At 39.3% G+C, this 25,416-nt stretch carries 25 protein-coding genes and 3 pseudogenes; 5 read left to right on the forward strand and 23 right to left on the reverse strand.

Annotated elements, in window-relative coordinates; genetic code table 11:
• Positions 1–423: 423 nt before the first annotated feature.
• Positions 424–768, reverse strand: a complete 345-nt coding sequence (locus CEF22_RS17545) for a four-helix bundle copper-binding protein (protein WP_100404073.1) — start codon at positions 766–768, stop codon at positions 424–426.
• Between the two features lie 217 nt (positions 769–985).
• Here CEF22_RS17545 and CEF22_RS17550 point away from each other — a divergent pair, with 217 nt between their 5' ends.
• Complete coding sequence (locus CEF22_RS17550; RefSeq protein ID WP_100404074.1) at positions 986–2,137, forward strand: MGDG synthase family glycosyltransferase; 1,152 nt, start codon at positions 986–988, stop codon at positions 2,135–2,137.
• 57 nt (positions 2,138–2,194) lie between these two features.
• On the opposite strand, the gene CEF22_RS17555 is transcribed toward CEF22_RS17550, so the two are convergent.
• The 4 genes from CEF22_RS17555 to CEF22_RS17570 are packed head-to-tail and all read right to left on the reverse strand — an operon-like array spanning position 2,195 to position 6,428.
• Positions 2,195–3,673, reverse strand: a complete 1,479-nt coding sequence (locus CEF22_RS17555) for a multicopper oxidase family protein (RefSeq protein WP_100404075.1) — start codon at positions 3,671–3,673, stop codon at positions 2,195–2,197.
• Positions 3,674–3,723: 50 nt separating this feature from the next.
• Complete coding sequence (locus CEF22_RS17560; RefSeq protein ID WP_100404076.1) at positions 3,724–4,767, reverse strand: sensor histidine kinase; 1,044 nt, start codon at positions 4,765–4,767, stop codon at positions 3,724–3,726.
• Entirely contained in the window at positions 4,764–5,426 is a 663-nt protein-coding gene (locus CEF22_RS17565; RefSeq protein WP_198508118.1) for a response regulator transcription factor, read from the reverse strand. Before CEF22_RS17565 ends, CEF22_RS17560 begins: the two co-directional genes overlap by 4 nt.
• A gap of 36 nt (positions 5,427–5,462) precedes the next feature.
• The gene (locus CEF22_RS17570; protein WP_100404078.1) at positions 5,463–6,428 is read right to left on the reverse strand and encodes a helix-turn-helix transcriptional regulator; all 966 of its coding nucleotides are present in this window, start codon (positions 6,426–6,428) and stop codon (positions 5,463–5,465) included.
• Between the two features lie 112 nt (positions 6,429–6,540).
• Between CEF22_RS17570 and CEF22_RS17575 the strand changes: the two genes are divergently transcribed.
• Positions 6,541–7,374: an SDR family NAD(P)-dependent oxidoreductase gene (locus CEF22_RS17575; RefSeq protein WP_100404079.1), complete on the forward strand. Its 834-nt coding sequence runs from the start codon at positions 6,541–6,543 to the stop codon at positions 7,372–7,374.
• A gap of 127 nt (positions 7,375–7,501) precedes the next feature.
• Here CEF22_RS17575 and CEF22_RS19185 read toward each other — a convergent pair whose 3' ends face one another.
• Complete coding sequence (locus CEF22_RS19185; protein ID WP_442857418.1) at positions 7,502–8,449, reverse strand: methyl-accepting chemotaxis protein; 948 nt, start codon at positions 8,447–8,449, stop codon at positions 7,502–7,504.
• A pseudogene (locus CEF22_RS19190) lies at positions 8,441–9,202 on the reverse strand (HAMP domain-containing protein); the annotation flags it as partial. The gene CEF22_RS19185 and the pseudogene CEF22_RS19190, both read right to left, overlap by 9 nt.
• Before the next feature lie 324 nt (positions 9,203–9,526).
• On the opposite strand from CEF22_RS19190, the pseudogene CEF22_RS17585 reads away from it, so the two are divergent.
• Positions 9,527–9,706, forward strand: a pseudogene (locus CEF22_RS17585) (iron chelate uptake ABC transporter family permease subunit); the annotation flags it as partial.
• A 157-nt stretch (positions 9,707–9,863) separates the two neighbouring features.
• Here CEF22_RS17585 and CEF22_RS17590 read toward each other — a convergent pair.
• The 10 genes and pseudogenes from CEF22_RS17590 to CEF22_RS17635 all read right to left on the reverse strand — a co-directional run bounded on the left by CEF22_RS17590 (position 9,864) and on the right by CEF22_RS17635 (position 17,651).
• A complete protein-coding gene (locus CEF22_RS17590) occupies positions 9,864–10,568 on the reverse strand; it encodes a polysaccharide deacetylase family protein (RefSeq protein WP_100404174.1) in 705 nt (234 codons plus the stop codon).
• A 53-nt stretch (positions 10,569–10,621) separates the two neighbouring features.
• Positions 10,622–11,137, reverse strand: a complete 516-nt coding sequence (locus CEF22_RS17595; protein ID WP_100404082.1) for a general stress protein — start codon at positions 11,135–11,137, stop codon at positions 10,622–10,624.
• A 19-nt stretch (positions 11,138–11,156) separates the two neighbouring features.
• A complete protein-coding gene (locus tag CEF22_RS17600; RefSeq protein ID WP_100404083.1) occupies positions 11,157–11,642 on the reverse strand; it encodes a GNAT family N-acetyltransferase in 486 nt (161 codons plus the stop codon).
• A gap of 64 nt (positions 11,643–11,706) precedes the next feature.
• On the reverse strand, positions 11,707–14,346 hold the full coding sequence (locus CEF22_RS17605) for a cation-translocating P-type ATPase (protein ID WP_100404084.1): 2,640 nt from the start codon (positions 14,344–14,346) through the stop codon (positions 11,707–11,709).
• Between the two features lie 490 nt (positions 14,347–14,836).
• A complete protein-coding gene (locus CEF22_RS17610) occupies positions 14,837–15,019 on the reverse strand; it encodes a hypothetical protein (RefSeq protein WP_100404085.1) in 183 nt (60 codons plus the stop codon).
• Positions 15,020–15,063: 44 nt separating this feature from the next.
• Positions 15,064–15,237 (reverse strand): annotated as a pseudogene (locus CEF22_RS18880) (amidohydrolase family protein); the annotation flags it as partial.
• Between the two features lie 51 nt (positions 15,238–15,288).
• Complete coding sequence (locus tag CEF22_RS17620) at positions 15,289–16,161, reverse strand: aminoglycoside 6-adenylyltransferase (protein WP_100404086.1); 873 nt, start codon at positions 16,159–16,161, stop codon at positions 15,289–15,291.
• Between the two features lie 27 nt (positions 16,162–16,188).
• On the reverse strand, positions 16,189–16,404 hold the full coding sequence (locus CEF22_RS17625; RefSeq protein WP_100404087.1) for a hypothetical protein: 216 nt from the start codon (positions 16,402–16,404) through the stop codon (positions 16,189–16,191).
• 116 nt (positions 16,405–16,520) lie between these two features.
• Positions 16,521–16,802: a GrpB family protein gene (locus CEF22_RS17630; RefSeq protein WP_100404088.1), complete on the reverse strand. Its 282-nt coding sequence runs from the start codon at positions 16,800–16,802 to the stop codon at positions 16,521–16,523.
• Between the two features lie 12 nt (positions 16,803–16,814).
• Positions 16,815–17,651, reverse strand: a complete 837-nt coding sequence (locus tag CEF22_RS17635; RefSeq protein ID WP_232726221.1) for a M15 family metallopeptidase — start codon at positions 17,649–17,651, stop codon at positions 16,815–16,817.
• Positions 17,652–17,960: 309 nt separating this feature from the next.
• Here CEF22_RS17635 and CEF22_RS17640 point away from each other — a divergent pair, with 309 nt between their 5' ends.
• Together CEF22_RS17640 and CEF22_RS17645 are read left to right on the forward strand one after the other, a co-directional pair.
• A complete protein-coding gene (locus CEF22_RS17640; RefSeq protein ID WP_100404090.1) occupies positions 17,961–18,677 on the forward strand; it encodes a GntR family transcriptional regulator in 717 nt (238 codons plus the stop codon).
• Positions 18,667–19,245, forward strand: coding sequence for a sterol desaturase family protein (locus CEF22_RS17645; RefSeq protein WP_100404091.1), 579 nt, complete (start codon positions 18,667–18,669; stop codon positions 19,243–19,245). Before CEF22_RS17640 ends, CEF22_RS17645 begins: the two co-directional genes overlap by 11 nt.
• A gap of 141 nt (positions 19,246–19,386) precedes the next feature.
• Here the strand turns inward: CEF22_RS17645 and CEF22_RS17650 are convergent, their stop codons facing one another.
• The 6 genes from CEF22_RS17650 to CEF22_RS17675 form a co-directional block, all read right to left on the reverse strand.
• Complete coding sequence (locus CEF22_RS17650) at positions 19,387–20,385, reverse strand: LLM class flavin-dependent oxidoreductase (RefSeq protein ID WP_100404092.1); 999 nt, start codon at positions 20,383–20,385, stop codon at positions 19,387–19,389.
• The gene (locus tag CEF22_RS17655) at positions 20,385–20,609 is read right to left on the reverse strand and encodes a DUF896 domain-containing protein (protein WP_094836653.1); all 225 of its coding nucleotides are present in this window, start codon (positions 20,607–20,609) and stop codon (positions 20,385–20,387) included. The genes CEF22_RS17650 and CEF22_RS17655 overlap by 1 nt, the downstream gene beginning before the upstream one ends.
• A 40-nt stretch (positions 20,610–20,649) precedes the next feature.
• Positions 20,650–21,594: an LLM class oxidoreductase gene (locus CEF22_RS17660; RefSeq protein WP_100404093.1), complete on the reverse strand. Its 945-nt coding sequence runs from the start codon at positions 21,592–21,594 to the stop codon at positions 20,650–20,652.
• Positions 21,595–21,611: 17 nt separating this feature from the next.
• Positions 21,612–22,094 (reverse strand): RrF2 family transcriptional regulator, encoded by a 483-nt coding sequence (locus CEF22_RS17665; protein ID WP_100404094.1) that lies wholly within the window; start codon positions 22,092–22,094, stop codon positions 21,612–21,614.
• 152 nt (positions 22,095–22,246) lie between these two features.
• Complete coding sequence (locus CEF22_RS17670) at positions 22,247–23,785, reverse strand: BCCT family transporter (RefSeq protein ID WP_100404095.1); 1,539 nt, start codon at positions 23,783–23,785, stop codon at positions 22,247–22,249.
• A 218-nt stretch (positions 23,786–24,003) separates the two neighbouring features.
• A partial coding sequence (locus CEF22_RS17675; RefSeq protein ID WP_100404096.1) for an IS1182 family transposase occupies positions 24,004–25,416 on the reverse strand: 1,413 nt, incomplete at its 5' end.

Consider the following 25,416-nt stretch of genomic DNA (forward strand, 5'->3'; position numbering starts at 1 on the left):
TTAACGTTGACGTTTATTTTGTTCAGTTTTCAAAGATCAATTTCAACTTGCTGTCGTTTTCAGCGACTTTAATACCTTAACACCCTCACTATCTAAAGTCAACTGTTTTTTAAAAAAATCTTTTCAAGAACTTTTTCTCAAAACCGCTCTTATTTAGCGGCAGAAATATAATATAACATGTTACAAAATAAAAAGTCAACATTATTTCAAAGAAATTATTTACTGATATATAAAATGCTTTACACTTGGAGACAGCATCATTTTTTATATTCCTTCTATTTCAACAATAAGTATAAAAACAAAAAAAGCGCATTACGCGCAAAAAATAAAATCCATTGCCTCATTTATAACTTGTTTAGCCAACACCCGATTTTGCATGGATGTATTCAGCGCATAAAGTTTAGTGAGGACTACTTAGAATTTTCAGCCCGCCATATTCCTACAAGTCACTGCACACTCTCTACAAATTTTCGCACACTCCTGACAATGTGCATCTTCAAATTTCTCACACTCAACGGCACATGCATCACAAATATTTGCACACAACTGACAAAGTTGTTGAGAGAACGTGCTATTTCTCGCCATAAAAGTGACTGATTGCAAACAAATTTCAGCACAATCATTTAACATTTGAAGACAGTTTACTCTCGCCTGTACGTCTGCTTCTTGCAGACAAGCTGTTGTACATTCTTCACAAGCCCTTGCACATTTCACACACGTTTCAATACAAGCATCCATATTTGTTAACGAAATCGAAAGTACACCCATTAATGTAAAACCTCCACTTCATTTAGTCGAGATTATTATCTGCTATTTCTCATTTTTATATTCTACAAACCTAGACTACTGTACGTACATTTCTGTTAAGAGGCGGCAACATACGAACCCCTTTACGATATCTTTACACAATTCTTACAAACTTTCCCATAATCACATGCTAAAATGAAACCAAACAACACAGTCTTTAAAATATGAGGTGACATTCTTGAAGAAACGTCCAAAAGTTTTGATATTGACGGCCGCTTACGGCAATGGTCATATGCAAGTCGCCAACGTATTAAAGGAACAATTTACCCAGCATGATACAGCGGATGTGATCGTCTCAAGCATTTATGCTGAATCATATCCCACACTTACCCCTATTTCCGAAAGCATCTATTTAAAAAGCTTTACAACTGTCGGCAAGCCTATTTATTCCCTTTGTTATCACGGAATTGAAAAAGTTTATGATAAAAAAGTTGCTAAATGGTTCGTGAATCTAGGTCTGAAGCGCGTTGCTTATTTAGTGGAAACGGAACAGCCTGATGTGATCATTAATACATTCCCTGTGCTGGCCGTCCCAGAATTCCTTCGTCGAACTAGAAGTTCCATTCCCACTGTCAGCGTTATTACCGATTATTGCTTACATAAAACATGGGTTTCTCCCGAGATCAATCGTTACTTTGTTGCGACTGAATCTGTAAAAGAGGCCGTATGTCAGTTCGGAACACCTCCTTCACATATAAAAGTCTCAGGTATCCCTATCCGCTCGTCTTTTGAACAATCTGTACCCTTGCCATCACTAGTCGAAAAATATGGTCTGAACCCTCATCAAAAGCGCATCCTCATCATGGCAGGAGCATTCGGGGTATTAAAAAGCATGAGTAAAATGTGTGAAACGCTCCTGACAGAAAACGATTGTCAATTAGTCGTCCTTTGCGGGAAAAATGATAAACTAATAGCTGAATTAAAATCATTGACTGCTCGCTTTCCTGATCGCTTGCTCGTCTTTGGCTACGTAGACCGAATCGACGAATGGTTTCGTCTCGCCTCTTTCATGATTACAAAACCAGGGGGCATTACTTTAACAGAAGCAACCTCTATTGGACTGCCTGTTATTTTATATAAACCAACCCCCGGACAGGAAAAAGGGAACGCCCTTTTCTTTGAACGTGAAAACAGCGCCTTCATTGCTCAGAAATTAAACGATATATATAACTTTTCTTCTTACTTATTAAAAAACCATCAAGTTTTAGACGATATGAGCCGTTCTATCCACTCTATTCACCATAAGCAGGCAGCCCAGACTATTGTAGAAGATACGCTAGACATCGTGTACCATCAACAACACTCGTTGTCTAGAAGCATGTCTTATTAGATATATCAAAAAGGTGAAGGGAACACATAAAAAAATGTGTTCCCTTCACCTTTTTCTTTAATACACTTCAATCTGCCCCATCATTCCATTGTCTTCATGCTCTAAAATGTGACAATGGAACATATATGTCCCTTTATTCGAAAATGTCACAGCAATTTTTGCTTTTTGCCCAGGATCTAAGGCGATTGTATCCTTGTAGCCAACTAAATGAGCCGGTGGAGCCTTTCCGTCAATTGAAATGACTTGAAATTGTGTTCCGTGAATGTGGAAAGGGTGTTGCATCCCTCCCATCATATCTTTCACGTTTTCTATTTCCCATACTTCTGTAACATTTTGTTTCTGTCTGAAGTCGATGCGATCCATATCAAACTTCTGACCGTTGATCGTCACATTCCTTCCCATTCCTTCTAGTTTTACTTTTTTCGTGACTTCTTGATTTCTCACATCCTCAGGAATCGTTAACGTATTCAAAGTAGTGACTGTATTAGCCCCTCGCTTTGTCTCCTCTTTCAAATGAATAGGTAAAATCACAACACCATTCTCATCTACTAAAGAAACTTTATTTCCTTTTACCTGCGTGAAATCAACAAGTACTTCCATCCTTTCAGATGGGGATACATCTATTTCCTTCGTTTGATGAGGTGCATTTAAAAGACCCCCATCACTTGCAATTTGTTCAAACGCTATATCTTGGTCGAAGTGTAATTTATACGGACGTATATTCGATCCATTGAGAATACGTAAACGTACTTTTTGACGATCTACTGTAAGTTTAGCATCAACGACACCATTGATAAGTAACGTATCACCTGTCGTCCCGTCCTCATTCATCACTGCAGCATAATCAAGCTGTTTATCCTTTGTAAATGTTTTATCTTGCAAAATCAATGGGAAATCGTCCTCCCCATATGTTTGAGGTAAATTTAAATCATCGTTTTTCGGATCATCAATATATAGTAAACCTGCTAAACCGTTAAATACTTGCTTACCTGTTTCGTGCATGGGATGCGGGTGAAACCATAATGTCGCCGCTTCTTGTTTGACAGTAAATTCAATTTTATCCGTTTCACCCGATTTTAACACGGCATGTGGTCCCCCATCTGCATTAGCCGCCACGTCAAGCCCGTGCCAATGAAACGTCGTATCCTCTTGCAAATCGTTCACTAAGTTAATCGTCACATTCATTCCTTTTTGTACACGAAGGACTGGACCTAAAAAGTTGCCATTATATCCGTATGTGTTTGTTTGAATACCATTGAAAATTTCCGTTTGTCCTTCTTGCGCCTTGACTGTATAAGTGATACTATCCTTATCTCGATGGTCGGGTGTTAGTACTTTCGGAAAAGTTAATTCATTCGTTCCCTCATTATTTTGTAGTGTTGCTGTCATTTGTTCATGCATTTGCTCATGACTCATATTTCCATGCCCCATCTGCTCATGATTCATTTCATTTTTAGATGGTTGCTCTTCTTCTTGATTGCAAGCTGTTAGTAAGCTGGCCGTGATCGCTAATGTCACTAGTGCCGCTTTTTTCATAACATACACACTCCTTTCACAAAGGAGTATACGAAATAGTTATGTAGAAATTATGTAGAAAGCGGCAACTCAATCGAAAAGGTCGTTCCTTTATTTTCTTCGCTTTGGACTGTAATCGTTCCGCCATGCGCTGCAACTAATTTTTGTGTAATCGTCATACCTAAACCTCGCCCGGAGTAGCGACCATGCTGACGAAAATAGCGCTCAAATATTTTATCTTGCGTTTCTATATCCATCCCAATCCCGTTATCTTCAATGGCGATGATAAGTGAGGATACTACTTTTTGGAGTCTCACTTGAATCCAGCCATTTGCTGGAGTATTATGCAGCGCATTTTTTAAAATGTTGTGTAAAATTTGTCTCATCCGCAAACCATCGACTTCTGCCATAAGTTCTTTATTTAAATCTAATGTAATTTCAATTTCCTTCTCTAGTAACTCGCTCGCTAAAGATAGAACAGACTGCTCAATAAGTGGTGCTATTGGCTGTTTCTCTAAACAAACCTCAAATACAGGACTATCAATATCATGTAATGTATCTAGTTCATCAACAAGCTTTGTGAGGCGATCAATTTCCTCTACACATTCATGAATTCGCTCAGGTGTAGGCATCCAAATACCATCTTCAAAAGCACTAAGATGACTTTTAATCGTAGCAAGCGGGTTGCGAATTTCATGCGCCAGTTCCTGTGTCATCTCTTTGCGACGTTTTTCATATAAAGCGAGTGTTTGATCGAGAGTCGTTAACGATCGACTGAGCTGACCAATCGAATCATCTACTTTGTAGTTCATTTGTAAATGCCGCTTGCCCTGTACAAGATGTAAGGCAAATTCATTCATTATATGAATCGGCTTCGTTAACTCCCGAGCGATGAGAAAACTTGAAATAATAATCACAAGAAGCAAGACAAAGAATGCCCAAAGTGCTGTCTCACGTAGTGCCATATCAAAGTGGTGAATAACATTTGATGAATCCGCCAAGTTCATCATCATTAAATGCTCATGCCCTTTATATAATAAAATGCATGTAATTACAAAAAGCATACTCGCCGAGAAAACAGAAATGATCACCGCTATTTTAATATTAAATTTCATTGAAGCCGCACCTTTTCATTCATTTTATACCCTAAGCCAAAAACCGTTTGAATATAGTCAGCTCCGATCTTTTTTCGAATGTTTTTAATATGTTGATCAATGCTGCGCGAACTTGCTTCTGTATCGTAGCCAAACAACTTTTGAATCATCGCTTCACGACTAAATGCCTGTTTCGGATGTTCCACAAGTAAAAGAAGAATATTAAATTCATTTTGGGTCAGCAAGATACTTTCTCCATTCAGCTGTACCCGTCTTTCTTCTATATAAATTGTTAGTGCACCAAATGAAATCGTCTTAGCTTTTTTGGCATCAGGAAGCAATCTCTCGGCACGGATTAAAATTTCCTTCGGGTGAAATGGCTTTACAACATAGTCATCTGCCCCCGCTTGAAAGCCTTTCACTTTGTCATCGATCGAAATTTTGGCTGTCAGCATAATCACGGGAATAGCATAATATTCTTTCACATACTGGCAAATCTCTTCACCACTCATGTCAGGTAGCATTAAATCTAAAATAATCATATCTAACGGTGTCTCATTAATTATTTGTAGCGCTTCTTTACCATTATGCGCTGTAAAAGGCTCATCACCATTTTGTGCAAAATACGATGCTACAACAGTCGTAATTTTTTGTTCATCGTCTACAATTAATACTTTCATTGGTGCTCCTCTTTTCTTAAACATAATGAACGTACGCTAACATTCCCTTTGCTTATAAAATTTCACAGCCTCCTCAGCCATTTGAAGAAGCTTCTCGTACAATTCTTTAGGCTCGATAACCTTTATTTGATCGGTAAACCCTAAGATGAACCCCTTCGCTTCATTTTCTGTGTGAAAAGAAAGCTTTACTCGTAGCCACCCCTCTTGATTTTCCCCTTCTTCCATTTGAAGCAAGCGATTCATAAATTTTAACCTCGGTAAAATAGCGGGGGGCACTTCCACCCACACTTCATAATTCGGCAAACCTTCTATAAAAGCCTTCGTTGAAGATCGCCAATAGTGGGCAAGGTCGAAATCTTTCGGTCTTGCAAATGTTTCATTAATAAATTCAGCAGAAGCAATGCGTGAAGCCCGGTAGTTCCGGATTTCACCATCATCTTTAGAAGCAATGAAATACCAACGACTCCCCTTAGCTACAAGTCCTAGCGGCTTAACAATTCGACTGTTCATCTTTCCGTCTGCCTGTTGATAATCAATCTTTAATTTGTTTTGTTGCCATATCGCCTGTTTAAGAACATCAAAGGTTACCATCTCTTCCGTTCGCTCTCTCCACGTGCTTGTGTCAATGTGAATCCGATTCCATACATCATTGACACTTTCGCGATAAGTGGAAGGAAGTGACGCCATCAGTTTGTTCCTAGCTTCTTCAGATGTATTAGTTAAACCTAGATCCTCAAGGAATTGAGCAGAAGGAGAAACAAACAAAGCGCGTATTTCCGCTTCTTTTAACCCTGTCAAATTGGTCCGATAGCCTTCTAGCAATGACCATCCTCCTTTTTTACCTCGCTCTGCAAACACAGGGATGCCGCTTCCGCTTAAAGCTTCCATGTCTCGATAGATGGTGCGCTCGGACACCTCCAGCCGCTCCGATAATTGTTTCGCTGTCATTTGCCCTTGAGATTGTAGCAATAACATAATAGATAGTAGTCGATCGGCTCTCATCCTATTCACCTTTTTCTTTGATTTATTACTTCAATTGAATAAAACATGACATAGGTTGTCAAGAAATCTTCTGTATGATAAAGACAGTTCAAATAAGAAAGGATGAGTAGAAATGAAACCATTAACAGGAAAAGTCGCTCTTGTCACAGGAGCAAGTCGAGGAGCTGGGCGTGCGATTGCGATCGAATTAGGAAAAGCCGGCGCAACGGTTTATATTACAGGACGAAGCACTAAAGGGCATCCAACCAATCATTGGCCTGGAACGATTGATGATACCATTTTACAAATTGAAGCTGCTGGTGGGACAGGGGTCGCCATTCGATGTGATCATACGAATGATGCTGAAACAGAAGCCGTCATTCAGCAAATTCGCACGGAACAAGGAAAATTAGATATCCTGATTAATAACGTGTGGGGAGCACATGACCTCGGCGTCGAATATAAGCCTTTTTGGGAATTACCATTAGCACATTGGGATACAATGTTCACTGCCGGCGTGCGCGCTCAATTGGCTACTAATCACTTCGCCATTCCACTGCTTCGTGAGAATAAACAAGCGCTCATCATCCACACGACCTTTTGGGATGAAAACAAATATACTGGACAATTTTATTACGATTTATCCAAAAATGCCTTAACTCGCATGGCTTATGGATTGTCTATTGAATTACAACAAGACTGTATTGCTGTTCTTGCTGTTTCACCCGGTTTTATGAGAACAGAGCTTGTCTTAAAGCACCTTGGGGTAAATGAGGAAAACTGGCAGGAAGCCGAAGATTTGAGTCAAACAGAAACACCTCATTATTTAGGACGTGGTATCACTGCATTAGCTAGTGACCCCAATGTAATGGAGAAAAGCGGACAAGTACTTAAAGTCGGCGATTTAGCGAAAGAATATCATTTTACCGACATAGACGGCCGTTACATTCCACCATTTTCAATCTAGCAAAATGCATGATTATCATTTCACCATTAATTTCTTGAATGCATATCTTATTAACATATCAAAAAAGGTGAAGGAAACACATCACACATGTGCCTCCTTCACCTTTTTTACATATTTCCCCTAATCATCATAATTTAAATTTATCTACTTTATGCTTAAGAACTTCTGATATTTCTCCCACTCTCTGTACATTTGTGACAATATGACTAATAACGGTTGATTGATCTTTCGAAGCTGAGGCAACTTCCTCCGTGACTGCCGTATTTTCTTCAATGACAGCCGAGATGGTTTCTAAAGCTTCCAAAACTTTTTGTGAATCTTTTTGAAGGTCACTAAAGATCCCTTCCATTTGATGCGTATCCTTTTCCGTTTGCTCCACCGTATGAACAATAACGTTTAAAGCTTCTTCTCCTTGGTCGATTAGTTGCTCTTGCTTTTGAACAGCCTTCAAGTTTTGTTCCATCTTCATGACTGTATCATTCGTCTCTTTTTGAATAGCCCCGATCAAATCAATGATCTTATTGGCTGCTGATTGAGATTGTTCAGCAAGCTTTCGGACTTCATCTGCCACCACAGCAAAACCTTTTCCATTTTCTCCTGCTCTTGCTGCTTCAATTGCCGCATTTAAAGCAAGTAAATTGGTTTGATTCGCTATGTCGGAAATCACCGTAATAATTTCTCCGACCTCATCTGAACGTTTAGCTAAGCTTTGGACCGTTTCGGTTGCAGATTCTACAGTTTGAATCAACTCATGAAGTTGAACAGTTGCCTCGCGCATCGATTCCTTTCCCTTTTCCGCTGTATCCGTTGAAACCTTTGCATTTTCAACTGTTCGTTTGACTTGAGCAACTCCTTCATGTAGAAAATTCATCGTATTAGCCATCATTTCGAGGATCGTATTTACCTGTTCTGATTGCTTTTCTATTCCTACAGCTGTTTCTTCCATCGATTGCGTAATATTACCGGAAGCTTCTTCCGTTGTTTTCACAAATCGGTTCAAATCTTGTGTCGTACCATTCATTGTAACGGTTGTTGAATTGATATCTGCGATAATTTCTCTTAAATCAACGACCATCTTTTCAAACGCGCGTGACAATGCACTAATTTCGTCCTTGCCTTCCGTTTTTACATGTATGCTTAAGTCACCCTCAGAAATTTTCCTTGCCTGCTTTGTTAAACTTTCTAAAGGTTTCGTTAATATTTTAGCAAAAACAAAAATAACAATTGTACTAATAATCAGAAAAATACCGATAAGTAAAACCATTTTCAACTTACTCTTCTCCGCTAAGTTGAAAACATCCGTTGCATTGTAATCCACACCGATTACGCTAATAACTTCCCCGGATTTGTCCTTAATTGGTATATATATCGAAAGCAAATCCCCATAATCGTCAGAAGTTAATTCCGCTTCACTTACTTGTCCCGTCTCAAAAGCTTGAACCATCTTATCATATTCTGCGCCATTTGCTTCAACATCCCCTAAATTAACACCATCACCTGCTAAAACATAAAAATACTCGTACCCATTGTCTATTTTCTCTCGACTCATTGTATACAGATAGCTTAAACCATTCGCTACTCTGATTTCCTCGAACTTGTCTCTTAATTGTTTATAATAATCGTTTTCTTTTCTCTCTTTTATAATCTCACTATATTTCCCTGCATCCACTTGACTAAGAGCATATTCCCCTATTTTAGTTGCTTGCCCACTCATGGATTGAACGACTAGTTTAGAAGATGATTGGATAATAAGAAATCCAATAGAGCCTCCCATTAGTAAAATCAACACAGAAAACACCGCTACCATTTTTATTTTTAAGCTATTCATATCCCTACCTCTTTTCAATTTGCTTCTCTAAACTAATAGTGTCGCATAAACAAAGGGCTCAAGAGTCAAAATACACAAAGTGTACAATATTAAGCTAACTTTTATGTATTATAAATCTGCACCTCCCTTTTCAACCATTTCATCTATGAATCTAAATGGAAATATCCAGAGTTTTAAGCCGTTATTAAGCTAAAAAATCCCTGTTTATTGTACCACATCTTTACCTATCATAGTATCTTTGACATAGGGAAAAAGGCTTTTTTCACAAGTCAGTAGAGCAATCATAATCCTTATATGTGTATAAACATCTTCAAATATCATCAAATGGATTATCGCTACATGATTCCATACTCCTCTGTTCTTGGAGGGTTATTAGTGGTGTATGCAGATATAGCGGCGAGGGTCATTAGTCCGCCGTATGAAACGCCATTAGGTGCCCTTATCGCATTGATTGGCGTGCCTTTCTTTTTATATTTAGCTCACAAAGAAAAGGAGGCATTCTAATGGATCTATGCTATACAAATTAAAAAAACGAAAAAAACGCCACTTCATTGTGATAACTGCGTAGAAGAAAAGAAAATGGAACCTATTAAGATCGACTTACAATAACGAATCAAAAGAAAGTGACTCTGCTACGAAAGTCACTTCCTTTTGACATTGTTCAATTTTTCAAATTCTGCAACTCATCCACTGTTACAAACGTATATCCTTCGTTTAATAATGCTTGTAAAATACCTTCAACGGCTTGAAGTTCCTTTCCCGTATCATCATACATCGCATGCATTAAAATAATTGAACCTGGTTGGATATGCTCCTTTACATAAGTCGCTTTATCACTAGCTGTAGTGTAATAAGTGTCAGGCTCTAAACTCCAAGTGATCGTTTCCCGATTATGCTTATTTAAGTAATATGGCAACCCGACAAGTTTCTTGCCATTTGGCGGTCGGAAATCTATTTCATCACTATATCCCGCCATTTGAATGAGCTGATCTGTTTTTTCAATTTCCTCTTTGATATAAGACGGTGTTTTAAAGATCATTCGTTGATGCGAGAACGTATGATTTCCCATTTGATGACCAGCTTCAATAATCTTCTTTGTCTCTTCAAAATTCTTCTCTATTTCTTCCCCAATGAGGAAGAAGGTGGCCTTTACCTTGTACTTATTCAATAACTGTAGAATTTGATCGGTATTCTTCGTTGGCCCGTCATCAAACGTCAAAGCCACAACCTTTTGAGTCGTCTCTACTTGATTTGTTAAACCTCCAAAAAGTTGATACGTTCTAGAGTTCATTAATTTATATGTACCTATCATTAGAACGAACACAACTACAATCCCTATTCCAATACATATTAACTTCTTTTTCATATATGCACCTGCCTTTAGTAAAAATTTCATAATAAAATTTTGATCCACTTTCATTATGAAATCCGTTTAAAATCTTTACTCATACATGCTTGTTTCAGCTTTTTTGATTTCAAAAGATATCTAATATCTGACAGGTTATCGTATGAAAGCTGGATATGATAATAGTTAATATACTCAAGACAAGCAAAAACATAAATAAATCCTGCAACAGACAGTCCTGTAGGTAACGAAGGATACCATATAAGAACATCTACAACAAACAGAATCCCTCCGACGATCATTAAGCCAATGTTGACCTTCTGTAGCTTTTTTAACCGCTGAACTAACCAAATTGGAGTAACAGATGTGTTCTTCGTTTTCAACCTTTTCAATTTCACATACCAATACACACTTCCTTGGAGTAAGAGAAACTCCAAAAGCAGAAATGAAGCCCAAAACGAATAAAGTGAGTACAACTGAAACTCTGGATAAACATAATTAGCCAGATAGCTTAGAAAGATAAACATAACTATTGCTGATGACTCACCTTTATACAAATAGGAAAATCTACTTTCTATTCTTCCCCTCATTAACCCTCGCCTCTTATCCCTATATAAATCTACTCAATATTTCTCCTGGCAACCCATCCATTTCACAAACTTTCTCCGATGTAAACCTTTGCTTAATTAAAATCTTTCTAGACGGAATATTGCCTGGGTCAATAATCGCTTTCAATATTTTCACTTCTGTTTGCTTAGCTAATTCAATTAATTGTTCAGCAATCGTACTACCATAACCTTTACCCCAATAGGCAGGTAATAGCATATAGCCTATTTCAGCCTCTTCGATTCTATCTTCATTCAATGTTACATGGCCAAGTCCAATATATTCACCTGAGGAACTATCATACACTTTATACGAACCATATAGCTCATGCTGTCCATTTCGTTCTAATAGTTTTTCATAGTCTGCTTGAGCCTCTTCTAACGGAATAGCTCGTTCTGTAATTTGCGCCATCACTTGTTCATTTGATACTAATCGAAAGTAATCGTTAAAGTCTTTTGCTTCAAATTTCTTATAGTTTAGTTGATGCATGTACTCTCTCTCCTTTTTGCTGGTTAAAAAGCTGGCACCCCATATTAGATGCCAGCCCAAAACACTATTCTTTCCGATGCCAAACCACCTTCGCAATTTCCATTAAAACAACAGATCCTCCTGCTAGTCCCGCCGCAATCAACCAGTCTGTTGGACCGAATTCAGGTGGAATACTGAATACGTCGCGGGCAAATGGAAGAACGGTGATGCCGTATAGGATGAACCCTAACACAACCGCACCAATGACATATTTATTGCTAAATAGCCCGATCTTGACTGCTGTTTGTGTATTCGATCGAGCAGCGAAGGTTTGCAATGTTCTCGAAAGAATAAGCGTTGTAAATGCCATAGCGACGCCCATTTCATCTGAGTGAGCTAAACCGATGTAGAAAGAAATAATCACTGCAATCCCGATGAATATTCCACGTGTCAATACCGCTCTCATCGTGCCATCCGCAAAGATCCCTTCATCAATGGAGCGTGGCTTTTTTTTCATCACGTTCGGCTCTGATTTTTCTACCCCTAAAGCAATAGCAGGTAACGAATCATTCACAAGGTTAATAAATAGCAGCTGCAAAGCAGTGAATGGGTTCGGCAAATGGAACGTGACAGCATATAGAATGGCAATAATCGCGCCTAAATTTCCGGCAAACAAATAGCTAATCGCCTTTTTGATGTTATCAAACACTGTTCTTCCGACTTGAACGGCATTGACAATCGAAACAAAGTTATCATCGGTTAAAATCATTGCCGCCGAATCTTTCGCCACATCAGTGCCACTTCCCATCGCAATTCCAATATCCGCTTGCTTCAATGCGGGAGCATCATTAACCCCATCACCCGTCATCGCCGTCACAGCCGCTTTTTTCTGCCACGCTCGAACGATGCGAATTTTATTTTCAGGAGATACACGCGCATAGACGGAGATTTTGTCTAATTTTTGATCTAATTCTGCTTCCGACATCACATCAAGCTCTTGCCCAGTCACAGCAAGATCATTTTCTTCCATTAAACCAATATCACGTCCAATCGCTTGTGCCGTTGTTTTGTGATCACCCGTAATCATAATTGTCCGAATGCCAGCCTTTTTCGCTTCTGCTATTGAGCCATATACCGCTTCTCTCGGTGGGTCCATCATCGCCGTTAAACCAACTAACACGAGATCATGCTCATCTTCACGGTCAATCTCTGTTTTTCCCTCTGGTAAACGCTTATAGCCGTAAGCTAACACCCTTAACGCCTGATTAGAAAATCCCTCATTCGCTCCCTCAAAACGCGCGCGTAAATCCTTCGTCATCGGTTGCTCTTCTCCATTCACAAGCACGTAGCTTGCACGGGTGAACATCACATCGGGACCACCTTTTGTCAGCATCATCGTGTCCCCATCTATCATATGTACCGTGGACATTAACTTACGATCCGAGTCGAAAGGAATTTCTGCTAAGCGTTCATATGTTTCACGCAATGACTCATATTCGTGCGCATGTTTATTGGCGAAATTGATTAAAGCAACCTCCGTCGGGTCCCCTACTTCCTGACCATCATCATTAATGTAGGAATCATTACAAAGTGCCGCTATATGAACAAGCAACCGCTCGGATTGATCCCATTCATTTGGATGATTCGGCAACTGTTCATTTTTATTTGCAGGTGAAAAATAATCGGTAACCGTCATCTTGTTTTGCGTGAGCGTACCCGTTTTATCTGTACAAATGATACTCGTTGATCCTAACGTCTCCACAGCAGGTAGCTTTCGAATAATCGCATGTTGCTTCGCCATTTTATTCGTACCAACCGATAATACGATCGTAACGATTGATTGCAAAGCTTCTGGTATCGCTGCTACCGCAATTGCCACAGAGAACATCAGCGCATCTAGTAAAGCTGTCGTCGTATCTTCCGCACCATCACCAAACCAAATACGAGCGGCTTGTACAGCAAAAATAACGATACAAAGCAATAGAATGCCGATACCAAGCTTTTTACTGAAATCATCTAACTTTCGCTGTAGCGGCGTTTCTTTTTGCTCGGCGGTTGAAATCATATCAGCAATTTTCCCGACCTCTGTTCTCTCCGCTGTCCCCGTCACGACAAAACTACCATGTCCATAAACAACTAACGAGCTACTAAACACCATATTACGACGATCACCAAGAGCGGCTTCTCCTGTAATCACTTCGGTAGACTTTTCGACAGCTTCCGACTCACCTGTTAACATCCCTTCATTTACTTTCAATGAGCCACTTTCTAACATACGTCCATCGGCAGGAACATAGTCTCCCGCTTCTAGGAACACAATATCTCCTTGTACGAGTTCTCTCGCCGCGACGGTTTGCTTCGTGCCATCGCGAATGACCTTCGCCTCTGGTGCAGATAAATCTCGCAAGGCCTCTAAAGAACTTTCCGCTTTTCTCGTCTGCACAACACTGATTACCGAATTAATGAGCAACACAAGAAAAATAATGATGGACTCAACGACTTCACCAATCAGGATTTGTACACCTGCGGCTACGAGAAGAACGACCACCATCGGATCCTTAAACGTCTCTAAAAATAGCTTCCAAGTAGGCATTTTTTCTTTATCTTCTATTTCATTGTAGCCATCCCGCTTGAGACGTGACTGTACCTCCTCATTTGATAACCCCTGTTCATTAGAACCAATGGCTTCTAGTACGTCCTCTTTGCTCTGTTGATAAAATTCCATCTCTTCTCACTCACTTCTCTTCTTATTTATAATGGACTTTAGACAACTTCGACAAGCAATGCTTCTTACTTTCATATGTATATTTTGCCATATTAATAGTCGTATTCCTAATGATACAGTCGTTGTTGGGAAGGAGAATAAGAGATGTTCGAATTTATGAAGGGGTTCTTTGACCTTATGTGTAGTTTCTTCGACTTTTTGATCAGTTCTTTGACTTTGTGGATACTTTCTTCGACTTTTTAACTGGTTCTTTTACCTTGTGGGCATTTTCTTCGACTTTCTAATTGGTTCTTTTACCTTGTCGGCACTTTCTTCCACTTTTTAATTGGTTCTTTGACTTTGTCGGCACTTTCTTCCACTTTTTGATCGCTTCTTTGACTTTGCGGGCACTTTTTTCGATGTTCTCATCGCCTTTTGAAGTTACTCTGATCGTAAAAAAGGTGATGCCAAGAAGTCGTTACAATAACAATTTTTTGGCATCACCCCTAAATTATTTTTCATCCGCTTCTCCATTCACTTTCACCATTCCAAACGTTCCCTCTACTCCGTACAATGTCAGATGATCATGTGTAAAAGTTTCTGATGGTTTCCAACTCTCGTCTCCACTACAGCCATATAGTAGGCTCACAGCTAAAATAAATAAAAGGCTGATTGATGTCCATTTAATGTCCATCGTTTCCCCTCCTATATGATCTACCCCAAAATGCACTTGGATATTTAGCAACCACGGAAATACCAATCCACAGCATTCTTATATAAAACTTTTTCCGCTTGTTTTTCTTCAAAGATATTGTAAATCAATTCTATATCCGAAAATCTAAAAGGTCGTTTGGCTCTCGTTGAAGGCAAATCTGTTCCAAACATTAACGCATCTGGGTTGGAGGCATAAATCCTTGGTTCTCAATCAAAGGGAACCCCGTATCAATAATATGGAAATGAGAATCAAAAATTTTGATCACTCTCACCTCCTATCAAATTTCGCACACCCCTAAGATACTCCATCATATTCACATCGTCATCCATCGAGTAGGTAAACAATAAATGATCTGCCACCTCTTTAGCTAACGTTCTAAACAATTCACAAGTGACAAAGATCGAACTCCAAAAATGCTCATAGTCATGGTTAGAATACGTTTTTTCATATATCTCCCAATACGATTCAGGAAGATACTTTTTGAAATACTTGCCCATTTTCCCCGGTGACACTTGGAAATCGTGTTTTGCCCCAATCCACCACGAAACCATTTCATCCAATTCAGCTCGAATTACACATTCAAACATTTGCTTGGCATAGGGCAATTCATCACGCCAAATCCCTTTGGCAACGTTTTGTAAACACCACCAAAAATTATTACAACAACTCATAAACATAGATTCTGTCGGCTCTTTTACGTGATAATCAATATCTGAAGCAGCAGGAATGAGCGGTAAAATGTTGTCCTTATCTAATAATGAAACAGTCAATGAATCACTTACGTATCTATTAACCATTGTATCCACAGCTTCGAGACGAAGGTCGATACGGTTCCCATCTGTAAAAAGCATTAAATACCCATAAGACTTATCAAAATCAACAGATTGATCATCTTTATCAGGTTCTTGCATCATGAGTAGGTCACCAAAAGCCTGAAGCCATGTCTTATCGTTAATAAAAGGTGCTGTTTCCGTCACAACATAAACGATATCGTAATCTTGAAAAATATCTTTTGAGGCATTAGGGTTAGTTCGCGAACCATTCATATAAACGGCTCGAATTCGTTCTTCTTCTTTGGCCACTCCTAATATTAAACTAGACATTTCTTTTTCACTTCTCACGACCACTCACCTCCACATGCTATTTCATCATCTCGTTAATATGTATAAGTTGTATATGGCCGGCACTAATAACGCAAGCGCTAAACAAATGACCGCAGCTAATTTCGATTGGTTAATCATTCTCTCGTTGTCACTTTTCAAATGTTGAAAGAACGTTAAGGAAAAATAAAAACAAAGGATGGTAAATGTTGTCGAAAGAATACCGATCCAATTAGCCCAGCCGAATACATTGACCTCCTCCATAAAATTACCTCCTTCTTAACTGATCATTAAGGATGGTCTATCTCGTTTTCAATCAAATACTTAACAGTTCCACCTTGATTCACTTCGACCAATTAACAATTAATTCCTTCTTCTATTTACCCCTTTGCCCACTCTTGTACTTTACCGACTAGTTCATGAATAAAAGGTTGTTTTCCCTCTTGGTACTTATGATGTTCGTTCGGAAACTGTTTGGCTAAGTTTATTTTTAGTTCTCCATATCTTTTAGCGTCCATAGGATGTTTAAGCAAATATTCTTTGAAATCTAAATGAGCTTGTATATGCTCACTGCCGGCTTGGAAAATATGCACATGATGCGTCCGATCATCGCCACCTTTCGGAAAATACCTTCTCTCAGCGATTCCAAATTCACCTTTCACATACTATATTACCTAAATAGTAGAAAACGTTGTCAAAATCACACCGTCCACATTGTTACCTGAAATCTCATAAGTCTGGTTTTCTGATAGTTTAATGTTCATAAATTCAGAGACAGAGTAATAAGTCACCGTATACTCTTTCCCATTAACCATACCAGCAACGTTTTTTTCTTCTTTTAGATAGTTCAAATATTCTTCTAAAACGAAATTATTTTCCTTCATTATGACACTGTGGGGCAAACCGACATATCGGATATGCCACGGCTCGTATTCAATGCCAGTAATGTCGGTTTTATTCTTTGGATAGCGTAAAATAAAGCCGTATTTCCAAGCGTTGTTTTCAAGCCATTCCCCTTCAGGTGCTTCGCTCATTTTCATTTGAGTAGATCCTACATCAAGTGATAACCCTAAATTGTGCTCACTGTAACCTGGAGGCAAGGCATACTGAGAACCTTTCTCCTCATATAGCCTCCTTTGCTTATCAAAACTTCGAAAGCCGCTATTAAGTACAAAATGATGAATTCCATCATTCGCTGCCGCACTTACCATTTCCGAAAACCTCTGAGCAACGTCCTCAGACAACTTTATTTCACTATCAGATAATTCATATCCTATGACTAAATCTTTATGCTTAAATAAATTGACGATATCCGATTTTATACTTTCTTCTTTAATAGGATAGTTATCGTTTACCAAAAGTAAATTTCCTTGATGTATTTGTTCTTCCTTAATTGCATCCCCTTGAAAAACTTCAAAGATTCCTCTATCACCATTTTGAGACTGTCCTACATTAATAATTGCAAAGCTTAAACACAATGCCAAAAGCAAAATAAATCCCCACTTCTTCACCTTCAACTTCCTCCTCATTGTTGCTACTCCTTATAATAGGAAAAAAAACTTAAGAAAAAAGTAGGGAAAATCTTAAATTTGTCTTAATTTTTCTGCTGTCTCGCCACAATACATTGGCGCTGATCATTGCACCCTGTCTAAAAGAACGAAGCGGCAACTAAGTTGAACATTCTTTTTAGTTAGATGATAATAACCACTTGGCATTTGACTGAAAATTAAGATTATTATATACTGGTGGTATTACCACAAGAACAAACTTACATTACCAGTAAGCGTTTGATTATATGTATCATAATGGAGGAGTTACATTTGAAGGAAAAGGAACGCTCATCAGACAAAATTGAGAAAAAATTAGTGAAAGCCGTCTTAGCAGGCACTTACCCCGCAGGAAGTACGTTGCCTCCTGAACGGGAACTGGCCAAAGAATTTGGAGTTGGGCGCCCGACCGTTCGGGAAGCACTTCAACGATTAGAGAAAGATGGCTGGATATCGTGTCGGAAAGGTCATCCTGCGATCGTAAACGATTATTGGCATGAAGGGAATTTAACTACACTTGTTCATATTATTCAAAATCACGAGGCGGTTACAGATGATTTTATTGTGTATTTATTGGAACTAAGGATCTCTTTAACTCCAACCTATCTTCGTGATGCCGTTGCTTTTCATCAACCTAAAGTGGTTGCTCTTCTTGCCGATTTAGAACAGATTGAAGATCATGCCGATTGCTATGCTGCATTTGACTGGGAATTGCAAAGAAAATTCGCTGCTCTCTCTCCGAATCCTGTCTATCTGTTAATACTCAACAGTTTCAATTCCTTCTATATACAAATGGCCAAAAGATATTTTTCCATTGATGAGCATAGAAGCTTGTCATTAACGTTTTACAATGAATTGTTAGCTGTTGCGTTACGAGGAGATGCCATCGAAGCTGAGGGACTGGCAAAGGAAACTATGGAGAAAAGTTTGACCCTTTGGAAAAACAGACAAGAAGTAATCAAGGATGGAGGGATTCGTATTGAAATCTAAATATATAAAAGAATTTTTCTTCTACCCTGATATTTTCATTATGAGTATGTTGTTCTTAGTTAGCCTCGGATTCGTGATTCCTCACTTAACGTCTATATGGACTTGGCTTGCGTTTGTAATCGGAATGGCGACATATACACTAATTGAATACATGACGCACAGATTTCTTTTTCATATGAAGCCACCGAAAAATACTTTCTTACTAAATTTAATCAAACGGTTACATTATGACCATCACGTTAAACCAAATGATTTACATTTATTATTTTTGCCTTTATGGTACTCGTTACCTAACCTTACAATCGCAGGAGCCATTGCCTACTTCGTTTCTGCCAGCCTTGTTCTCACGAATGCTTTCATCGCCGGCGTGATTATTTTTTTACTGTTTTATGAATGGAAACATTATATAGCGCACCGCCCGATCCAGCCGCTTTCCCCTTGGGGACGTTGGATGAAAAAAGTTCATTTATGGCATCATTTTAAAAATGAAAATTACTGGTACGGCGTCACAAATCCAGTATACGACTGGGCGATGGGAACCTTTAAAGAACAAAAGAACGTTGAATAAAGCCAAACCGTTCGAAACCTTGAAAAACAGGATCATCAGAAGATGGAACTATAGTTTATTCCGCATTTACAAGTGCTAAACTTTGTAGGTGGTTCTTCGAAATAAAAAGGAAAAAATGAAGCACCGCGATGTCACGGTGCTTCACAGTAATTCCCTAGCTAATAAACGATAAACATTCAAGCGTTTTTCTTGCGAATGAGGAACGCTCATAATCATTGCCTCGTCAAAGTTATATACGGCTTGTTCTTCTTGCAAGTGTGCCGCAATTTCTTTTACATCCCCGACTAAATGCATTTGACGTCTGCGGAATTCTTGAATCGTCATTTTATCCATTTCCGTTAATGGGTATTGTTGTGCTTCTTCAGGCGTCAACGGAGGTTTTATTTGTCCATTCACTAACCACAATTGGGAAATATCATACGGTAACGCCTCAAATTCTGCCTCTTCTTTCGTTTCAGCGGTGGTAACCATATAGGTGACGAGAATATTTGGTTTGTCTAAAAACGCTGTCGGCTTAAAGTTTCTTCTGTATGAGTCTAAAACGTCTTGCGTCATACTGCCATTGAAAAATTGTGCAAATGAATAGCCAATCCCCATACGCCCTGCTTGAACGGCGCTGTTTCCTGATGAACCTAATAACCAAGCTTCAGGCAAAGCTACTTGAGATGGCATAGCGATCGTTTTATTATACGGATAATCATTTGGTACCTCATCATTCATATACTGCAATGCTTGTTCCAGCTTTTCATACATATTATGCATCTGTGGTTCACGTCCCTCAGATAAAGCATAGATAGCACGACCATCTCCTCCTGGTGCTCGTCCCACACCAAAATCAATCCGTCCAGGCGCATAAGCACTCAACGTTTTGAACACTTCTGCTAGCTTTAATGGTGAATAATGCATCATCATCACTCCACCCGTTCCAAGGCGAAGGTTCTTTGTCTTAGTAGCCAAATGAGCTATTGATATTTCCGGGGCTGAGCTAGCAACCACATCGATTCCATGGTGTTCAGCCATCCACATTCGGTGATAACCTAATTCATCCGCTAAAATAGCTAGCTCTTCCGCATTTTTCAGTGCTTGCACCGCCGTGCTTCCACTCATTACACGCGCTTGATCTAGCAGACTTAATCTCATTATTCTCCCTCCTTCTCTCTTTGTTTGCGTAGTTTTTCTGGCGTTACATCATTTCCAAATGGATCGAGCACCGTTAAGTTCGAAATATTATTAACAACTTGCCCTCGAATTTGCTTTAAGTAGCTTTCACGAAGCTTTTTTTGTTCCATTTTTTCAGCATCTGTTAGTCCTTTTTCACGTTGGATTTTCGCCAGTTCATTAATACGTCCTAACTCTTTGATCATCTCTTTTCACTTCCTCTTCCCTTGTTCTATTTATCCCTTATTAAGCGTTCGATGGAAAATAAGGTAAAACCTCTTCTCCTAGCTCTTGAATGGTCTCACCTGCTGGCCGCTTTCCTGGTTTCAACACAAAAACCACATGATTGACACCAGCATCTTGATAAGTTTTTAGAAATTCAATTAAAAACTTATGCCCCATTCTAAATCCACCTGTTATCGGCTTCGGAAACTCATTTGGTTTTTCAGATAAATCAATAGCTACAGGTTGCACGAATGGTCTGAATGTACTTGATGCTTCAGACCACTTTTTAATAAGTGCCTTTTGATCGTTAACATTTTGAGGGTAAAACAACCAGCCATCTGTATGTTCAGCTAGCCAATCGATCGTTTGTTTAGAATAGCCACTTCCAAAAATAGGTATATCCCCGAGCGTTGGTTTAGGAACAATATCTCCCTCTGTCATCTCTAGATGTTCAGTTTGAATATTAGGAAATGATTCTTTCCACGCTTTTCTCATCACCGTAATCGCTTCTCTAAATAAACCCCCTTTATCCTCGGGATTTACTTTAAATGTTGGAAACTCAATCGCTCGATCTCCTGTTGCCACTCCAAATATAAATCGCTGGTTAGATAGTCGATCTAATGAAGCAGCCGTTTTCGCCAAATGCAGCGGATGTCGTAATGTTGTCACGATACTAGAAGTTCCTAACGCTATTTTTTCAGTATGTGCTGCCGCATATGTTAAAAATAGAAATGGATCATAAAGAAACCCTACATCTCCAAAGTTCGGATCATAAATAGGAGCATCTCTTACAAACAATGAAGCAAAGCCCATTTGATCCACTTTTTTAACCAAATCTATTTGCTCCTCAATATCCATTTGGGGAAAGCTCCCTGAGTATGACTCTAAAGGTAATAGAAACCCAAGCGTTAAATGCTTCTCTCGAAAAGCACGTGCAAAACCGTTATGCGTTTGAAAACGTTCCAAACTTATCCTCTCCTACCTTAAAGAATCATCTTCTCATTAATCATTTGTTGTACAGCTACTAGCTTCTCTTGAAATTTAGGTACTTGGATTCTTTCATATAAAGAGGCAATCGTTTCTCGCTTCAATATAGATTTCCACGCAATTTCTGCCTCATCCATTAACTCCATTAACAAGCAACAACCATCGTCCTCACTCAAATCGAGCATATCCTTGAGAATACCGCTAGGAGAGTAAAGAGACTGATCATCCGTCGTCGCTATATAAACATCATATATTGAAATATCTTCAGGCTTTTTATTTAACTTATAACCACCTTTTACACCAGCCGTAGAAGAAATTAAGTCTGCATTGACTAGCTTTCTCAATAACTTCAGAGAGTACGTACGTGAAGTTCCCAATTGAAGACTGATCGCTTCTCCAGGCAATACCGCTTTTTCTGGCAACATGTTCAGCAAAATTAAGGTATATACCGATTGTTCTACTCCTGTTTTAATCTTCATTACAGATACCTCCCTTACATTCACACTTCAAATTAAAACGTGGATATTAATTGTCCACGTTAGTGATTATAACTCGAAATTTTATTCAAGTAAACTTTTAAGAAAAAAAAGATGATAAAAAAACGCACCTTAGTAAGATGCGCCTTTTCCTATTAATCTTTATTCAATTTTTGCTCTACTAACAGTTCTTTCGCTACTTTCGGAGCCAGCCATAATGTTGGTAATAATAAGATAGAAACAGGTACGGCTGTTACGACAATAAAGCTTTGTAACGAGTCAATACTTCCTTCACCAACGAATAGAAGAATAGCAGCGATTGCTCCCATTAACACGCCCCAGAAAATGCGTAACCATACTTTAGGATTCCCTTCACCTGATACAGCCATTGCAATTGTATAAGACATGGAGTCCCCTGTCGTCACCACAAAAACAATCGTTAATAATAAAAATAATGGCGATATAATAAATCCAAGTGGTAATTGCTCTGTAATAGCAATCATGGCAGCCGGCATGCCACCTGTGCTCAGTTCATTAGAAATAGACCCTGCATTTTCAAGCTCGAAGAATATTCCTGTACCACCAACGACCGTGAACCAAAATGTTGTGACAATCGGAGCGATTAGACTAATCGATAAAATCATTTGACGAATCGTTCTACCTCTAGACATCCGGCTCACAAGGATCGCCATCATCGGTCCATATCCAATAAACCAGCCCCAGAAAAAGACTGTCCAACCAGCTAACCATTCTGAATCCCCACGGAACGTACTAATTGAAATAAAATTGTCCACATAAAAACCAAATGAAGAAATAAATGAATCAATAATAAAGCCACCTGGTCCCATAATCACGACAAAGATAATTAGCCCTAATGCTAAGCGAACATTGAAATCACTTAATGCTTGAATCCCTTTATGAAGTCCAGCAACCGCTGAAAGCGTCGTTACAGCGACTAAAGCGATAATAATCGCAATTTGTGTCGCAAATACATCGGGAATACCGAATAAAGCATTTAACCCATAACTCGCTTGTAGCCCAAGAAAGCCAATTGGTCCGATCGTTCCTGCAGCCACAGCAATAATCGCAAAAGCATCTACAACCGTACCGAGCACGCTATCTCGTAACTTTTCCCCGAAAATCGGATATAGCAATGTACGAGGCTTCAGCGGCATCCCTTTATGATAATGACCATACATCATCACAACCGCACTTAACGTACCGAGCATGGACCAAGCTAAAAATCCCCAGTGCATATAACTTTGTGCTAACGCTGGCATAATCGCCTCTTTTGTAGCCGCCTCGATCCCATCATGCATCGGAGGAACTGTTAAGAAATGGTACATCGGTTCAGCCGCTGCCCAGAACACTCCGCCTCCAGCAAGCAACGTCGCCATAATAATCGAAAGCCATTTAAACGTACTCATTTCTGGCTTTTTCAAATGACCGAGTCTAATATTCCCATACTTTGAAAACGCAATATATAATCCAATAACAAAATTCAACAGTAATAGCACTTGCCAGAAAGCGCCAAAGTACTTCGCTGACCAAGCGAATCCCTCATTCACGAAACTTTTTACTGCATCTACGTTCCAAAACGATGCAATCACAAATAATAATAGTAGTCCTCCACTTAACCCAAAGACGGGCCAATCAATATTGGAAGAAGTGTCTTCTTGTTTGTTTTTAGACATGTAGCTTGATAGCTCCTTTTAATTTTTTACTCCTTACAAAACACATTTTCACACTCTCTCATAAAACAAAACTCATGTAAAGGAGGAAATATACCAAAATTCTGGCTCCTGTATAGTCTTAAACTAGGTATGCTACAAATCCCTACTAATCACTTACATTTCCCTTTAAATGCTCTTATGTGGAGGGAAATCATACCTCTGGATAGCCAAATTGATCACTATTTCCTCCCTAACTGACATAGAAAAAGGCTGGAGCTGTCTAATAAGTCCCTAAAATAAAAGAGGTGGAGAAAAACGAGTCGTTTTTCTCCACCTCTTTTTGTTGGTTTCCGATACTTCTCTGAAAGTAGCTGGCGGATGCCGGCTACTTTCAGGAGGTTGTGGGCTAAAGCCACAATCCCGAATTCCGCGTGTACCTTGTCGATCCCCCGCAAGGAAAATCTGCGGAACGACCGATTGCCCTTGACGTGACCGAACGCACTTTCGACTTCGACTTTTCGTCGAGCATAGATCGTGGCGTTCTCCTCACATTCAAGGGCTGTTTTGGCCTTGGCTTTCATTTCTTCGAAAATCGTATTCCAATGGACTTGACGATTACCTTTCGCTTTTGTGCATCGCTCCTTCAACGGGCAACTGGAACAGTCTTCACATTCGTACACTTTATAGCTTTGTACGTAACCTGATCGGTTTTTCTTGTCCATGTATTTCAAGAATTTCACTCGACGACCGTTTGGGCAAATAAATTGATCGTCTTGTTCCTCATAGGTCCAGTTTTTGGCGTTTCGGATGTCCTTTTTATAGCTTCGTTCCTGTTCTTTCATATAAGTCGCATACGGAATCAAATAGTTAAAGCGCGGCTCTTTTTCTCCCCCAATCGCATACACATAATTTTCCTCACTTCCATACCCCGCATCGGCGACCACCGTTTGGGGCATCGGTAAATTCGTGGAAGCCAATTTCTCCAAGTGGGGAATGAAACAGCGTGTATCCGTTGGTCGTTGATGAATCGTATAGAATAAGATGAATTGATGTTCTGTCGCCATTTGCACATTATATCCAGGTTTCAACTGACCATTTTTCATGTGATCTTCTTTCATACGCATAAACGTCGCATCCGGGTCGGTTTTCGAATAACTATTTCGATCACCAAATGTGGCGTTTTGTTCCTTGTATTTGGCGAGTCGAGGCAAGAAATCTATGCGAATCAGCTTCATCGGTTTCCTTAAGGCGCTACGTTGCTTTCGCTTTTCTTTCCGTATTTGAACATCCGGTTCTTGGTCGATTTCTTCTGTTAGTTGATGGACTTCCTTCTCTAGTTGATTCGCTAGGTTTTCTAACTGTTCAGGCGTCGCTTCTTGAGGGATATCTGATTCCGATTTGGTCACTTCTTCAATGTGTTGAAGCGTCTGGTCGATCTTTTCTTTGAGTTTTTCTTCAAAACGTGTGGTGGATTTTTTCCATACAAAGGAGTATTTATTGGCGTTGGCTTCGATTTTCGTGCCATCCAAGAAATAGTTTTCCATCGTGATATACTTGTCCTCGATTAACTTCAGAATCATCGTTTCAAACAATTCGTCCATCATCGCTTTCATACGTTGTCCTCGAAATTCATTAATCGTGCGGAAATCGGG

The organism is Bacillus sp. FJAT-42315, from assembly GCF_002797375.1.
In the GTDB taxonomy this organism is placed as follows: Bacteria; Bacillota; Bacilli; order Bacillales; family Domibacillaceae; genus Bacillus_CE.

Coding starts and splice junctions, on each gene's coding strand:
- CEF22_RS17545 (WP_100404073.1), bottom strand. CDS start 768: ATGGGTGTACTTTCGATTTCGTTAACAAATATGGATGCTTGTATTGAA.
- CEF22_RS17555 (WP_100404075.1), bottom strand. CDS start 3,673: ATGAAAAAAGCGGCACTAGTGACATTAGCGATCACGGCCAGCTTACTA.
- CEF22_RS17560 (WP_100404076.1), bottom strand. CDS start 4,767: ATGAAATTTAATATTAAAATAGCGGTGATCATTTCTGTTTTCTCGGCG.
- CEF22_RS17565 (WP_198508118.1), bottom strand. CDS start 5,426: ATGAAAGTATTAATTGTAGACGATGAACAAAAAATTACGACTGTTGTA.
- CEF22_RS17570 (WP_100404078.1), bottom strand. CDS start 6,428: ATGAGAGCCGATCGACTACTATCTATTATGTTATTGCTACAATCTCAA.
- CEF22_RS17575 (WP_100404079.1), top strand. CDS start 6,541: ATGAAACCATTAACAGGAAAAGTCGCTCTTGTCACAGGAGCAAGTCGA.
- CEF22_RS19185 (WP_442857418.1), bottom strand. CDS start 8,449: ATGGTCGTTGATTTAAGAGAAATTATCGCAGATATCAATTCAACAACC.
- CEF22_RS17590 (WP_100404174.1), bottom strand. CDS start 10,568: ATGAAAAAGAAGTTAATATGTATTGGAATAGGGATTGTAGTTGTGTTC.
- CEF22_RS17595 (WP_100404082.1), bottom strand. CDS start 11,137: ATGAGGGGAAGAATAGAAAGTAGATTTTCCTATTTGTATAAAGGTGAG.
- CEF22_RS17600 (WP_100404083.1), bottom strand. CDS start 11,642: ATGCATCAACTAAACTATAAGAAATTTGAAGCAAAAGACTTTAACGAT.
- CEF22_RS17605 (WP_100404084.1), bottom strand. CDS start 14,346: ATGGAATTTTATCAACAGAGCAAAGAGGACGTACTAGAAGCCATTGGT.
- CEF22_RS17610 (WP_100404085.1), bottom strand. CDS start 15,019: ATGGACATTAAATGGACATCAATCAGCCTTTTATTTATTTTAGCTGTG.
- CEF22_RS17625 (WP_100404087.1), bottom strand. CDS start 16,404: ATGGAGGAGGTCAATGTATTCGGCTGGGCTAATTGGATCGGTATTCTT.
- CEF22_RS17650 (WP_100404092.1), bottom strand. CDS start 20,385: ATGAGATTAAGTCTGCTAGATCAAGCGCGTGTAATGAGTGGAAGCACG.
- CEF22_RS17655 (WP_094836653.1), bottom strand. CDS start 20,609: ATGATCAAAGAGTTAGGACGTATTAATGAACTGGCGAAAATCCAACGT.
- CEF22_RS17665 (WP_100404094.1), bottom strand. CDS start 22,094: ATGAAGATTAAAACAGGAGTAGAACAATCGGTATATACCTTAATTTTG.
- CEF22_RS17670 (WP_100404095.1), bottom strand. CDS start 23,785: ATGTCTAAAAACAAACAAGAAGACACTTCTTCCAATATTGATTGGCCC.